This window comes from Cognaticolwellia beringensis (assembly GCF_002076895.1).
GTDB classification, from domain to species: domain Bacteria; phylum Pseudomonadota; class Gammaproteobacteria; order Enterobacterales; family Alteromonadaceae; genus Cognaticolwellia; species Cognaticolwellia beringensis.
The window spans coordinates 4,392,633-4,407,480 of sequence record NZ_CP020465.1; the positions used below are offsets into that span (position 1 = coordinate 4,392,633).

11 protein-coding genes are annotated in these 14,848 nt (G+C 38.6%); 2 read left to right on the plus strand and 9 right to left on the minus strand.

What is annotated here, in order from left to right; all coding sequences use genetic code 11:
• Positions 1–18 precede the first annotated feature (18 nt).
• From acnD to tmk, 9 genes are all read right to left on the minus strand, one after another.
• Positions 19–2,637 carry a Fe/S-dependent 2-methylisocitrate dehydratase AcnD gene (gene acnD / locus B5D82_RS18460; RefSeq protein WP_081153780.1) on the minus strand — a complete coding sequence of 873 codons (2,619 nt, stop codon included), beginning with the start codon at positions 2,635–2,637 and terminating at the stop codon, positions 19–21.
• 113 nt (positions 2,638–2,750) lie between these two features.
• Positions 2,751–3,875: a bifunctional 2-methylcitrate synthase/citrate synthase gene (prpC, locus tag B5D82_RS18465; protein ID WP_081153782.1), complete on the minus strand. Its 1,125-nt coding sequence runs from the start codon at positions 3,873–3,875 to the stop codon at positions 2,751–2,753.
• Positions 3,876–3,958: 83 nt separating this feature from the next.
• A complete protein-coding gene (gene prpB, locus B5D82_RS18470) occupies positions 3,959–4,849 on the minus strand; it encodes a methylisocitrate lyase (protein ID WP_081153784.1) in 891 nt (296 codons plus the stop codon).
• A gap of 59 nt (positions 4,850–4,908) precedes the next feature.
• Positions 4,909–5,589 (minus strand): GntR family transcriptional regulator, encoded by a 681-nt coding sequence (locus B5D82_RS18475; protein WP_081153786.1) that lies wholly within the window; start codon positions 5,587–5,589, stop codon positions 4,909–4,911.
• A gap of 263 nt (positions 5,590–5,852) precedes the next feature.
• Positions 5,853–7,082, minus strand: a complete 1,230-nt coding sequence (locus tag B5D82_RS18480; protein ID WP_081153788.1) for a nucleoside recognition domain-containing protein — start codon at positions 7,080–7,082, stop codon at positions 5,853–5,855.
• A gap of 438 nt (positions 7,083–7,520) precedes the next feature.
• Positions 7,521–8,294: a TatD family hydrolase gene (locus tag B5D82_RS18485; protein ID WP_081153790.1), complete on the minus strand. Its 774-nt coding sequence runs from the start codon at positions 8,292–8,294 to the stop codon at positions 7,521–7,523.
• A gap of 145 nt (positions 8,295–8,439) precedes the next feature.
• Entirely contained in the window at positions 8,440–8,766 is a 327-nt protein-coding gene (locus B5D82_RS18490; RefSeq protein WP_245807516.1) for a PilZ domain-containing protein, read from the minus strand.
• Between the two features lie 2 nt (positions 8,767–8,768).
• Positions 8,769–9,761, minus strand: a complete 993-nt coding sequence (locus B5D82_RS18495) for a hypothetical protein (protein WP_081153794.1) — start codon at positions 9,759–9,761, stop codon at positions 8,769–8,771.
• Between the two features lie 268 nt (positions 9,762–10,029).
• Positions 10,030–10,665 carry a dTMP kinase gene (gene tmk, locus B5D82_RS18500; RefSeq protein ID WP_081153796.1) on the minus strand — a complete coding sequence of 212 codons (636 nt, stop codon included), beginning with the start codon at positions 10,663–10,665 and terminating at the stop codon, positions 10,030–10,032.
• 506 nt (positions 10,666–11,171) lie between these two features.
• On the opposite strand from tmk, the gene B5D82_RS18505 reads away from it, so the two are divergent.
• Positions 11,172–14,066 carry a bifunctional diguanylate cyclase/phosphodiesterase gene (locus B5D82_RS18505; protein WP_081153798.1) on the plus strand — a complete coding sequence of 965 codons (2,895 nt, stop codon included), beginning with the start codon at positions 11,172–11,174 and terminating at the stop codon, positions 14,064–14,066.
• Positions 14,047–14,664, plus strand: a complete 618-nt coding sequence (locus B5D82_RS18510; RefSeq protein ID WP_081153800.1) for a biliverdin-producing heme oxygenase — start codon at positions 14,047–14,049, stop codon at positions 14,662–14,664. The genes B5D82_RS18505 and B5D82_RS18510 overlap by 20 nt, the downstream gene beginning before the upstream one ends.
• The last annotated feature ends 184 nt before the right edge of the window (positions 14,665–14,848 follow it).

Below are 14,848 nucleotides of genomic sequence, written 5' to 3' on the forward strand. Positions count from 1 at the left end.
ATTATCAAAAATAAAGCTTTAGGTAGTAGACTCCAAGAAGTCGTTAGCAAATTTTTGTAATACGCCGCCAGCGGCGTAAACAGACACTTCTTCACCAGTATCTAATCGACACTTAACCGGAATAGTGACTACTTCACCGTTACGACGTGTCATCACGACAGACATCGCTGCGCCCGGTGATGTTGTGCCTTCAACGTCAAAGGTTTCAGTGCCATCAATTTTATAAGTATGACGTGTTTCACCTTTAATAAATTCAAGCGGTAAAACCCCCATGCCCACTAAGTTTGTCCGGTGAATACGTTCAAAACCTTCAGAAACAATGACTTCGACACCCGCTAAACGAACACCTTTTGCAGCCCAATCTCTTGATGAGCCCTGCCCGTAATCAGCACCGGCAATAATAATCAGTGGTTGTTTACGTTCCATGTAGGTTTCAATCGCTTCCCACATGCGTGATTCAGTGCCTTCAGGCTCTATACGCGCTAATGAACCTTGCTTAACTTCACCTTTGTCATCACGACACATTTCGTTAAACAATTTAGGGTTAGCAAAGGTCGCGCGTTGCGCGGTTAAGTGATCACCACGATGCGTTGCGTATGAGTTAAAATCGGCTTCTGGCAAGCCCATTTTATGCAAATATGCGCCGGCTGCACTATCCAATTGAATCGCATTTGAAGGTGATAAATGATCGGTGGTAATGTTATCGCCTAACACCGCTAATGGACGCATACCTTTCATGGTGCGCTCACCTGCTAATGCACCTTCCCAATATGGCGGGCGACGAATATAAGTACTGGTTTCGTCCCAAGCATATAATGGACTTTCGGCCGGCTCAAAAGCACCTAAATCGAACATCGGTGTGTAGATTTTTTTGAACTGCTCTGGTTTAACACATGAAGCAACGATAGCATCAATTTCTTCATCACTTGGCCAGATATCTTTCAGTGTAATGTCATTGCCGTTTTGGTCTTGACCTAAAATGTCCTTTTCAATATCAAAACGAATAGTACCGGCAATAGCATAAGCAACAACTAACGGTGGTGACGCTAAAAACGCTTGTTTTGCATAAGGATGAATTCGACCATCGAAGTTACGGTTACCTGACAATACCGCTGTTGCATATAAATCGCGGTCTATAACTTCTTGTTGAATTTTAGGATCTAACGCACCAGACATACCATTACACGTTGTACAGGCATAACCGACGATACCAAAACCTAATTTTTCCATTTCAGAAAGCAAACCGGCTTCTTCTAAATAAAGCTTAGCGACTTTTGAGCCTGGTGCAAACGATGATTTAACCCAAGGTTTGCGCACTAGACCAAGCTCATTGGCTCTTTTGGCTATCAAACCTGCTGCAACAACATTGCGCGGGTTAGAGGTATTGGTACAAGACGTAATCGCGGCAATAATAACCGCGCCATCGGGCATTTCACCATTGGCTTCTTGTACTTTACAAGCAGCTAAGTCTTTCGCGATGTCTTTCGACGCTAAATCAGCTGTCGCTAAACGACGATGTGGATTTGAAGGACCTGCTAAGTTACGGCCTACCGATGATAAGTCAAATTCAATCACACGTGGATATTGCGCTTCAACTAAGTCGTCAGCCCATAAACCTGTATGTTTCGCGTAAGTTTCAACTAACGCCACTTGCTCTGGCTCACGACCGGTAATTTTCAAATAATCAATGGTTTGTTCATCAATGTAAAACATACCTGCAGACGCACCATATTCAGGTGTCATGTTTGAGATAGTGGCACGATCACCAATGGTTAAACTTTTAGTGCCTTCACCAAAAAATTCTAAATAAGCAGAAACAACTTTCTGATTACGCAAAAATTCAGTTATCGCTAAAACAATATCGGTTGCGGTAATACCAGGTTGGCGTTTACCCGTAAGCTTTACACCAATAATATCAGGCAAGCGCATCATAGATGGACGACCTAGCATAACTGTTTCAGCTTCTAGACCACCGACACCAATCGCGATAACCCCTAAAGCATCAATGTGCGGCGTATGAGAGTCAGTACCGACACAAGTATCAGGGAAAGCGACACCGTCACGAGCTTGTATAACAGGAGACATTTTTTCTAAATTTATTTGATGCATAATACCGTTACCGGCAGGGATAACATCAACGTTTTTAAACGCTGTTTTAGTCCATTCAATAAAATGAAAACGCTGTTCATTACGACGATCTTCAATGGCTCTATTTTTCTCGAACGCTTCAGGATCAAAACCCGGTGCTTCCACCGCTAATGAATGGTCAACGATTAACTGTGTAGGTACCACCGGATTTACTTTTGAAGGATCACCGCCTTGTTCAGCAATGGCATCTCGCAGGCCGGCTAAATCAACTAACGCGGTTTGACCTAAAATATCGTGACAAACAACACGTGCTGGATACCAAGGAAAATCAAGGTCTTGTTTACCTTCGATAATCTGTTTTAAAGCATCATTTAGCGTTGCCGGGTCACAGCGTCGGACTAATTGCTCAGCGAGTACACGCGACGTGTAAGGTAATGTTTTATAAGCGCCAGGCTTAATGGCATCAATGGCTTCTCGCGTATCAAAAAAGTCTATAGTTAGGCCATTATTTTTATAGCCTGGTAAGGGTTTGCGGTAATCATAATTCATAATATAATCCACATATTTGCAAAAGAGTACAACAGACTCTTTTTGAGTGATTTAATGAGTGATAAAGCCTTATCTGGCTAGATAAGGCTTTATGGGCTAGTTGCTAGAGCAGCTTACCTTTGTGCTATGGGTTGCACTTTACGTGGTTCTGCACCGATATAATCTGCAGAAGGACGAATAATACGATTATTTGAACGTTGCTCCATTACATGAGCAGCCCAACCCGTTAAACGCGAGCAGACAAAAATCGGCGTAAATAATTTCGTTGGAATACCCATATAGTTATACGTTGAGGCATGGAAAAAATCAGCATTACAAAATAACTTTTTGCTGTCCCACATAAACTCTTCACAGGCCACTGAAATATCATAAAGCGATGTATCTCCGTTTTCTGCCGCTAACTTTTCAGACCATGCCTTGATAATTACGTTACGTGGATCTGACGTACTATAAACCGCATGACCAAAGCCCATGATTTTTTCTTTACGCTCAAGCATGCCGGCCATTTGTTCTTTAGCGTCGGCTGGAGACTTGAACTTTTCAATCATGTCCATTGCCGCTTCATTCGCGCCGCCATGTAGAGGTCCACGTAAGGTACCAATAGCACCCGTGACACATGAGTACATATCAGATAACGTTGAAGCACAAACGCGCGCCGTAAACGTAGAAGCGTTAAATTCATGCTCAGCATATAGAATTAATGACACATCCATAACACGTTCATGCTGTGCAGACGGACTTTTACCGCTTAATAAGCGTAAAAAGTGCCCACCAAGTGAAGCTTCATCTGACGTACAGTCAATTTCTAAACCTTCGTGTGAAAACTTATACCAATAGCACATAATGGCAGGAAAGGCGGCGAGCAAGCGATTAGCAGCGTTATTTTGCTCACTAAAGTCATTTTCTGGCTCTAAATTACCTAAAAATGAACAACCGGTGCGCATAACATCCATAGGATGAGCTTCTTTTGGAATAAGCTTTAGCACTTCTTTTAATGCTTGCGGTAAATCACGCATAGCAAATAAGTCAGCTTTATATGTCGCTAACGCTTTTGCATTAGGTAGCTCGCCATTGAAAAGTAAGTAAGCGACTTCTTCAAAAGTAGCATTTTCAGCTAAATCGGCAACATCGTAACCACAGTAAGTTAAGCCCGAGCCTGATTTGCCTACCGTACATAAAGCTGTTTCGCCTGCACTTTGACCACGTAAGCCAGCACCTGATAATTTTTTCTCTGTCATCATTCTTTCCTCTTGTCCTTTAACCGTAATGAATTTACCGTTAATGGTTAAAAATTAGTTTCTTATTAAGCTATCGATTTTATTTACTTGTTTTTACCTTCAGTAAACAAGGCATCAAGTTTTTGTTCGTAATCGTGGTAACCCAAATAGTCATACAAATCCATACGTGTTTGCATGTTGTCGATTTCTGCTTTTTGGTCGCCATCAGCTAGTAAGGTTTTATAAACTGACTCTGCTGCCTTATTCATCGCTCTAAAGGCTGATAATGGGTAAAGTACCATGGCACATCCCCATTCACCCAACTGGGCTTTATTCCAAAGCTCCGTTTGACCAAACTCGGTAATATTAGCCAATACCGGTACATCAAGTGCTTCAGTAAAAGCGCGGTAATGTTCTTCAGTTTTAACTGCCTCAGCAAAAATACCGTCAGCGCCAGCTGCCGCATAAGCTTTTGCACGCTCTAATGCCGCTTCTAAGCCTTCTTGAGCAAATGCATCTGTACGCGCCATAATAAAAAAGTCTTTATCGGTACGAGCATCAACCGCAGCTTTAATTCGATCAACCATTTCTTCGGTCGAAACAATTTCTTTATTTGGACGATGACCACAACGCTTTTGCGCCACTTGATCTTCTATATGTACAGCGGCTGCGCCGGCTTTTTCCATATCTCGAATAGTTTTTGCAATATTAAATGCCCCGCCCCAGCCGGTATCAATATCTACTAGCAAAGGTAAAGAAGATGCGTTAGTAATGCGTTGAACATCAGCAATAACATCATTCAACGATGTCATGCCTAAATCGGGTAAACCATAAGAAGCATTAGCAACACCGCCACCTGACAAGTATATAGCTTGATGACCTAATTCTTCAGCCATCATTGCACAATAGGCATTGATAGTACCGACAACTTGCAGTGGTTTATTATTCACTATAGCTTGGCGAAACTTCGCACCGGGAGTTAGTTTTGTAGACATTGCTTTATCCTTTTTAGTCAAGTGTGTGTTTTATAAGGTAGCTTAAAATAAGCTTACCGCTATTGTTGTTGGGCAATTTTGTTTTCAATATTTTTACGCGAAGCAGCAATATGGCGCCTCATTAGCATTTCGGCTAATTCGCCATCACGATCGGCAATCGCTTCAATTATGCGAGAATGTTCATCAAAAGCTTTAGTTGCTCGGGGGCTGTTCATGCCAAATTGGCAACGATACATGCGAACAAGATGATATAGCTGACCACACAATATGTTGATCAGTTGTTGATTATGGCTACCTAATATAACTTTATAGTGAAAGTCTAAGTCACCTTCTTCTTGATAATAAGCAATACCATCACGCAAGGCTTTTGCACTTGCATGCTGCTTGAGCATAGCTCTCATTTCGGTAATTTCGACTTCTGTCATATTTTGTGCTGCTTGTCGACATGCCATGCCTTCTAAAGCTTCACGTACAACATAAATTTCTAACAAACCAGAAATTGAACATTGCACCACGCGAGAACCTACATTGGCTTTACGCTCAATTAAGTGACATTTTTCTAAACGGTTTAGGGCCTCACGAAGAGTTGAGCGACTTATTTGAAATTTTTTGGCTAACTCTGGCTCACTAATTTTACTACCCGCTTCAATGTTGCCCTCAACAATATCATGCAACATTTGTTCGAAAACTTTATCAGCAGTGGTAACAGCAGCTTGCATAGTAGGATTATCTAACGCCATTATTGTCGACACATTTAAAAAACATTGTGCTAATAATAGCTATATATTTGAATTAGTCAATGAGAAACTAAAATATTGTCGACAATATTGATTTTTATTTTGGGCGTATCAATTAATATTTAGTTGTTAAAATTGCAGTAACATCCCTCTAAAAAGCGCCTACATGAGCGACTAATAAAGGTGATTAATAAAAAGAAAGGAAGTGAATTGCAAGCTACACCTTGGCAGAAAAGAAGTTAAATAACTGTCGACAATTTAGGTGATCAGCCAAAAAACCAATAACATACACCGATAGCGGCTGTAATACCGGCAACATCTGCAATCAAACCACAGGCTAAAGCATGACGACTGTAGCGAATGCCCACTGAGCCAAAATAGACAGCTAAAACATAAAATGTTGTTTCTGTTGAACCTTGAACAATTGAAGCTAAACGGCCGGCAAAAGAATCAGCACCATGTGTATTCATGGTTTCTATCATCATTGCGCGTGCACCAGAGCCACTTAAAGGCTTCATAAAAGCGGTGGGTAAAGCATCAACAAAGCGGGTATCACCATTAAAAAATAAAACAAACTGTCGAATACCGTCAACTAAAATATCTAACGCGCCACTCGCCCTAAATACACCAATGGCACACAACATAGCTAACAGATACGGAATAAGCTTAATACTAGTTTCAAAGCCCTGTTTCGCCCCTTCAATAAAGCTGTCATAGACATTTACCTGACGTTTTAAAGCGAAGAATATGAAACTGATCAATGTAGTAAATATTAACAAATTCCCCATTAATGATGATTGTTGCGCTAATAACTGGGCGCTTAAAGTACTAAAATAAACCGCAACACCTCCGATAAGAGCTATCCCAGCGGCTAAATAAATAAAAATAACCTGCTGATAAAGTTTTATTTTTTGCACAAACGCGACGACAAATAACCCGACTAAAGTTGAGGCAAATGTTGCTAATAAAATAGGGATAAATACATCGGTAGGGTTTATCGCCCCTTGTTGGGCACGATAGACAAATACCGTCACTGGAAATAAAGTGACCGAAGAAGTATTTAAAACTAAAAAAAGGATTTGTGCGTTAGAGGCGGTTTCTTTTTTTGGATTCAGTAATTGTAAGTCTTGCATGGCTTTTAAGCCTAGCGGAGTAGCCGCGTTGTCTAAACCTAGAAAATTAGCCGACAAGTTCATGGTCATGGAGCCAATGGCTGGATGCCCTTTTGGTACCTCTGGCATAAGACGAGTAAAAAGCGGTGAAATAAGTTGTGCAAGTTTATCGATAATCCCAGCATGCTCGGCAATTTTCATCATACCTAACCAAAAACTTAAAATGCCGATCAGGCCAATAGCAATTTCTACCGTTACTCTCGACATATCAAAAATAGCGTTTACAATTTCTTCAAAAATTAAAATTTGATCGAACACTAGCCATTGAACCATGGCCGAAATAAATGCCACGAAAAAGAATCCGCTCCAAATACGATTTAACAAATCTAGCTCTTTTTATTTTTGTAATTAGAAGAAAATATCATGACACAAAAAGCGTCTATTACCTAGTAGATGAACAAGTAATCAGCAGTGTACATGTATTGTATAAACAGGGGTCCGTTCACTTAGCATAACGAAATAGATAAATTATAACCATAAAAATCAAGTGATTAATTGTTTTTAATATAATTTGCATTTATAACATCTTACACTACACTTAACGTTATCAACCAGTTGTTCGCTACCTACTTAGATAGTTTATTCATATTTATAACTTTTGATTACAATGTTTATTAATCGCTGAATTTATAGATAAATTTAAAGGTGAACAAGTAGGTTAATTAGATAGTTTATTAGCGTAGGTTCAACGAGATTGAACCACCCCCCTGAGCCCAAAACTAGCAGTAGTTTTGGGCATTTTTTTATTAACTAGAGCTAACTTTATGCTGTTTGAGGGAATAAGCGGTGAAAGTTTTCACTCGATTGCTTGGCAATTTCAGCAACAGAAGTACCACGAATACTCGCAAGGTGCTTTGCAACTTCTACTACATAAGCTGGCTGATTTTGTTTACCACGGTGCGGTACTGGTGCTAAATATGGTGCATCAGTTTCAATTAAAAATCTATCTGAAGGGACCTTTTTTGCTACTTCTCTAAGCGCGGCAGCATTTTTAAAAGTGACAATGCCGGAAAATGAAATATAAAAACCCATGGCTATTGCTTGTTCAGCCATCTCCCAACTTTCAGTAAAGCAATGTAATATTCCCCCAACATTTTCTGCCTGTTCAGCTCTTAAAATAGCTAAGGTGTCTTCTTGCGCATCACGCGTATGAATGATCAAAGGTTTATTCAACTGATTGGCCACTCGAACATGTTTACGAAAAGAGTCTAACTGTACAGGCTTTGTTTCTGGCGCATAAAAATAATCAAGGCCGGTTTCACCAATAGCAATAACCCGTGAGTGTGTTGCTAAATTAGTGAGTTGCTCAGGATCTATTTCATCATCTTGATTGAGCGGATGAGCACCACAGGTTAACCAAACATTGTCATATTTAGCCGTTTGCTCTGCCATGGCTGGAAAGTCTTGTAAAGTAACGCTAACACACAATAAGGTATTTACTTTTTCAGCAAGTGCTGCATCAATTACATTATCTAAATTATTGTCAAATTCTTCGAGTTTAAGTCGGTCTAAATGGCAATGTGAATCTATAAACACTGGGTTACTCCGTGCGAATGTGCTTTAAATTAATATGGGAAGGACGAATTAGGTGTCTACTTTTCATCAGAAAAAATCAGCAGTTCACTAGCCAATTTACTACCACACTACATAGTGCTGGTTCAGTTTAGAGACACCGTTGTATTTACATTGATAAAGTGGGCTCAGAAGAGTTTAATAGCCGCCCTATTGATTTATCGATTTGATTACGAATATTATCAGGGTCTTCTACAAAGCTGACACCAATACCGGCAGGCGTGCCATTTTGCGCGCCAATCGGTGTGATCCAAGAAACTTTGCCCTTGACTTGAGAAGGCTCTAATGAATCAGGCAAACTCACGTTTAATATCACGTCTGTGGCCAATTCGAAATGCTCAGTGGTGCGAACAAATAAGCCCCCATTTTTCATAAATGGCATATATGACTGATATAAATCGCGATCAGAAATAAATTCAAGTGTTATGTGTTCCAAAATCATCCCTCTACTGTTTGCGCGTTGCTTTGTAAAACAACGCTAATATCTGCGAGTAGTTTTTCACTTAAAAACTGTCGATTAATTTGCACTAAAGTCTTTAACTGACCATTGGCAACTTGTACTAAATTATAAACACGCCATAACTGCTGTTTATTGATGACATTAACTTGCTCATCAGTACTTTCAGCAGTAGGCCAGCCCCACTGTTGACGCATCAAGTTGACAAGGATCTTCTCTAGCCATCGAAAGCCATCATGATGCTCAACCAATATGGCAAGTATATCTGCGCGATGTTGATGAGCAAATAAATAATCTTTGACCTTATCACGAAACGTCACAAATGCAATGGCGGTAGAGTCATCTGATAATTCATTCAAGTGACTCAGATTTACAAAAGCATCATCACCTTGCTGACCATATTCAGCCAAAAGTGCTTTACCAACAGGGGGACGTATTTCAAATTCATGGCAACGACTAATAATAGTGGGTAGTAATAAATCACTGCTATGCGTTGTTAAAATAATAAAACTATCCGAGGTTGGCTCTTCTAAGGTTTTTAATAAGGCGTTAGCCGCTGATATTGTCATGGTATCGGCATGATTAACCAATGCTGTTTTTACTAGCCCAATATGCGCTGTCTTCTCAAAAAAATGACTTAGACTGCGAATCAACTCTACACCTATGGTCTTTTTATCCGAAACCACAGTGAGGTGATCTGGGTAACTATCTTTCGCATACAACTTACAGGTTTTGCAAAAACCACAAGGCTGAAGAATCAACGGCGCTTCAGAGCTTTCATTTTTGCTCAGCTGACTTATATTATCATTTAAGTCTTGCTTTACAGAGTCGCATAACAACACTTTAATGAGCCACTGTGCAATATCTTGCTGCCCTGCACCATCAACACCCGAAATAAGTAAGGCATGAGGGAGTTTTTTTTCGCGTATTTGCCGCGATAATTGTTGTTGAAGAGCAAGTAACCAAGTTTTCATCTAATAGCCTTTGTTGGCATAAATAACAGCTTCATGTGCTTTATTATTTTCATTTTATTGCACCGGTAATATTGAATAACATTTATTATATCGTGTCTTTCTGACGCTTTCACTAAACCAGTGAAATACCTATTTTTAACGGCGGAAATGCAATCAATATAAAAATAAACATACAGCCATCTAGAAAAATGTATTGTCAGCGTAATCAATAAGATAAGCATTTAACAGAGCGTCAGCTTTCGACATTAAAGCTAAGCTTAGTAACTCATTAACCTTGCTTAACAATTAAAGCGTCAATAACCTTAATTACATCGCTCAAAACTGCCGTTTTAGATTGTGATGCATCAATAATTACAAAACGCTCAGGCTGAGCTTTTGCCTGTGTTAAATAGCCATTTCTAGCCTTAATAAGAAAATCTAATTTTTCATCTTCTAAGCGGTCTAGCCCTTCACCACGACTCTTTACTCTTTTTAAACCTTCAACAGGGTCTAAATCTAAAATAATATTCATATCGGGTTGAAAGCCAGCTAATGCTAAGTCATTTATTTTCATAATGCTGGCTAGGTCAATGCCTCTGGCGTAATGCTGAAAACTAAATGTTGCCGCGTCAAACCTATCTGAAATCACTATTTTACCCGCTTGTAATGCGGGCTTAATTTTTTCTTGAATATGTTGTGAACGTCCTGCGCCAAATAACATTAATTCTGTCATATCACACATTTCTGGTGTTGAGGGATCAAGAATAATATGCCTGATTTTTTCACCAATTTTTGTACCACCAGGCTCTCTTGTTAAAACAACGTCTAAACCTTTTGATGAGATATATTTTTCTACTTCATTAATAACCGTTGTTTTCCCAGCACCATTACTGCCATCAAAAACAACCATAAAACCTTTGTTCATACAATTTCTCAATTTCTCATGACTAAAGTAAAGCTTACAGTAGTTACAAATTTATTAGAATATATTGAAGAATTATCCGCAGATTACTCTAAAAATAAACATATTGTGTAACGTTTTCTTAAATCACTCATACATATAAGTAACAAACTATTATATTTGGATTATTAAATTTTATCAGATAATTTAGTGACTATAACTAAATGAATTCCCGAACTGGTGTCGATATCTCCCCAGCAAAGCTAGAAAAGACAGAAAGATGACTTGAATCAATAACCTTGAAAGTACCCTTTAATTTACCTTCATGGAAATATCGGACAAGCGACCAAAAAACATGCAGACTTATTTTTACAATATTTTTTTGAATCAAGCACTAACTTATGTCACTCCAATTACTTTCATTAACAAAGTTGCTATTTTTAAATTATTAAAATGCCAACTTTAGCTGTTTACTAATTAACTGAAATCAATATAATAAAATTATGGTTATTAAGAATAAGTAACTTTAAATGTCGAAAGTGAGTAGAGAAACAAGGAAGATTACCACTGCAGAAGCTGAAGCTTGCGCCGCGGAACCCATTCATTTAATTGGTAATATACAACCACACGGATTCCAACTGGTACTCGACCCCAAAACCTTACATGTTGTCCAATACTCAGAAAACATTGTTAATCTGCTCAATCAATACACGATTGATTCGCTGACCTTAAGCACTAAAATACTAGATACTCCTATCTCTGATTGGCTAACATTCTCTCAGCCCAATCTGCTTAATAAGCTCAAACCTGACCGCACGATTAAGTTAGAATTAGACACTCACCCTGTTATTGCTAGTGATATTTGGGAATGTGTTGCCTACATGGCTGGCGGTTGGATTTCTTTAGAGTTCATACCCTGTTCTCCTGATGCTTACAGCTCTTCTATTCTTATTTCGCAAATGAATTATATGCTTGAGACATTGCGCAAGGCACAAAATACCAAAGAAATATTTGACACTATTACTAGCCAATTTCAAGAACATACTAATTTTGATCGCGTAATGCTTTATCGATTTTTACCTGATTGGTCAGGTGAAATAGTTTCTGAAGCTGTTTCAGCGCGAGAAAATCAAAAATATATACATATGCGCTTTCCAGCTGAAGATATTCCAAAACAAGCTAGAGCTTTATATACACTTAACAAAGTTCGAGTGTTTGCTAATATCGATGCCGACCCTTCACCGCTAATACCGGCCAAGTTGCCAAACGAACAATACTTAGATCAAAGTTACTCTTTACTGCGTAACATCTCTGACATGCACAGAATCTATCTAAAGAATATGGGCGTTAAAGCTACTATTTCATTATCTATTTTAGTGGAAAATAAATTATGGGGCTTAGTATCTTTTCATCATAATGAGCCTAAAACGCCACCAAATCACATCGTTGCTCAACTTAAAATCACCTGTGAATTGTTTAGCGAGATTATCTCTACGTATTTAATGCCCTCTATAAAAATGAATCAAATTACTCATTTAATGACGGTGAAGGCATGTATAGAAAACACTTTCCACCATGCTAAAATGGTCCCTGTCTCACAGAGTTTATTTGAAAATTCATTAAGAACCATAAATCAACTCGCTGATTATGACTATCTCGGTATTGTCTACGGGGATAATTGCTATACCTTGCAACACGAAGAATTTATAACTTTAGAAGGCGGAAGCATTGATGCCATAGCCGCATTATTTGATGGACAAAGTGGTACTGAATATCAATCTTTTGAGCTTCACAGCGAGCACAAGCCAATACCAGGACTTGAAAACATGGTCGGTATTTATGTTATGCGTTCAAAAATTCCGGCTGATTTTTATGTGTTTATTGGTCGTAAAGAAGTCGTCAAAACTATTATATGGGGCGGTGCTCCCAAAACGGTTGATATAGTAGTTAAAAACAACCAGCGTCATTTAGAGCCACGTAGTTCATTTGCCTTTTGGCGAGAAAAAGTAAAAGGCCAATGTGATTATTGGACCGAAAAAGACACAAAGATATTAGAGTACTTTTTTACAAATTGTAAAGATTACACCAGTGTAAAAAGTAATGAATTACTGAAAAATAAATTAGAGAAAAACGCCCACTATGACTGCCTAACTGATCTGGCGAATCGTACTTACTTTAAATGTTTTATTGAAAACCTTAACCCAATAAATTCATTCAAATACATATCACTGCTGTTTATTAATTTAGATAACTTTAAAGATGTTAACGATTTTATGGGCCATGAAACTGGCGATCGTATTCTGATAAACGTGGCTAAACGCTTAAAAGGTTGCTCTCGACCTGACGATTTAGTGGTCAGACTCGGTGGCGATGAATTTGTTATCGTGTTCACTCATGACAAAGAACAAGAGTTAACGTATTTAGCCGAGAAAGTAGTTAAGCGCCTTGGCGAACCCATTTTCGATCATGAACACACTTACGTTATCACTCCCAGTGTCGGAGTGATAACCAGCGATGTGCATGATATTGATTTTAACGAAATGCTCAAACGAGCTGATATTGCGATGTTTTCTGCCAAGAACAAAGGAAAAAATTGTTACCATATTTTTGATAGTAGCGATCAAGATGCTTTTAATAAAAAGGCCATACTGACCATAGACTTGCGCAAACATATCACAAATGGAGATATGGAAGTACATTTTCAAGCGCAATGTGATTACAATAAAAATATCACTGGAGCGGAGGTATTAGCACGGTGGAATCACCCAAAATTTGGTTATATCAGTCCCGAAGTCTTTATTCAGATTGCGGAAGTTAATAATTTAATCAAACCGCTGAGTTTAAAAATTATTAAAAAAGCCTGCCAAGACTTTTCGAAATGGCAGCAGTTTGATTTAATGCCCTATTTTGAAACACTGTCGATTAATATCAGCCCAAGCCTATTATTAGACCCCGAGTTTCAAAAAGAATTGCTCTATGTCTTTGCCGCTTTCCCAAGCATAAAGCCAAATAATATTAGACTAGAAATCACTGAGTCTATTTTTATGAAAAACCACGATTTAGCGATAGAGAACCTACAATTCCTTCGAGATAAAGGTTTTTCTATTTCGTTAGATGACTTTGGCACGGGCTACTCTTCACTTAATTACTTGTGGAAGCTACCGATTGATGAAATAAAAATTGATAAATCTTTTATCTCTAATATGACTCAAGACAATAGCCTGTTTACTATGGTCGAAAGCATTATTGAATTGTGTAAAAAACTTGAGCTTGAAGTAGTCGCAGAGGGGGTAGAAACCAACATAGAATTTAATATATTAAAAGGGCTGGAATGTGATACTTGCCAAGGTTACTTTTTCTCTAGGCCTATGCCTAGTGAGCAATTTATAGAGAATTATATCAGTCATGCTAATACCACTAAGTGAACAATTAAAACAAGCTACAAGCCCATATCATCGTGAGCTTGATAAATTGCCTGTACTAAAAAACATGATATCTGCTTCGCTCAGTGCTAGGCAATATGAAGCCGCTATGCTGTATTTCTCCCAATGCTTTAATGCTTGGCAGCCCACTTTAGATGCTGCAGTACAGCTTTTAAACCCCCCAGCCTTTGCAATTATAGACAACCAAGGGTCTGCCTTAAGTACCGAAACGGATAGTTTTAGCTATCAACTTAAACCAACCATTGCAGTGCCAAAACCGATCATTACCTCTATTGATCAATATTTAGGCTATAGTTATGTATTAACCGGCGCCCAACTTGGCGCACGTTTTATTCTTAGAAAGTTACAAAAGTCACCGCTGGCTGAATATTATGGTTTTAATTATTATGCTAGTGTCAGTGAAAATACCATTGATATTAATCACTGGAAGATCAATCTAGACAAGCTGGTCAAGCAAGGTAACTGCGAACCTCAAGCTGTAATTGATGCAGCTATCACCTGTTTCACACAGCTCATAACATGGTTTGATCAAGAAGCAAAAATTAGCAGTAAGAAGCGTTTATCCTTGGTACAGAATTAACATTCTTGTGCTTGTGGTTCAAGCTAACGCCATATTTAAATTTGTTATGGTGGTGTAAAGTTATTGGTATAAAAATAATGGTGGAATAAATCGCTTTTCAATAGCAGATTAGTCTATATATTCCCCGTTCAAAACATATAACTTGCGAAAAGCGTTGAATTAAAGACTTAGAGATTAAACATGA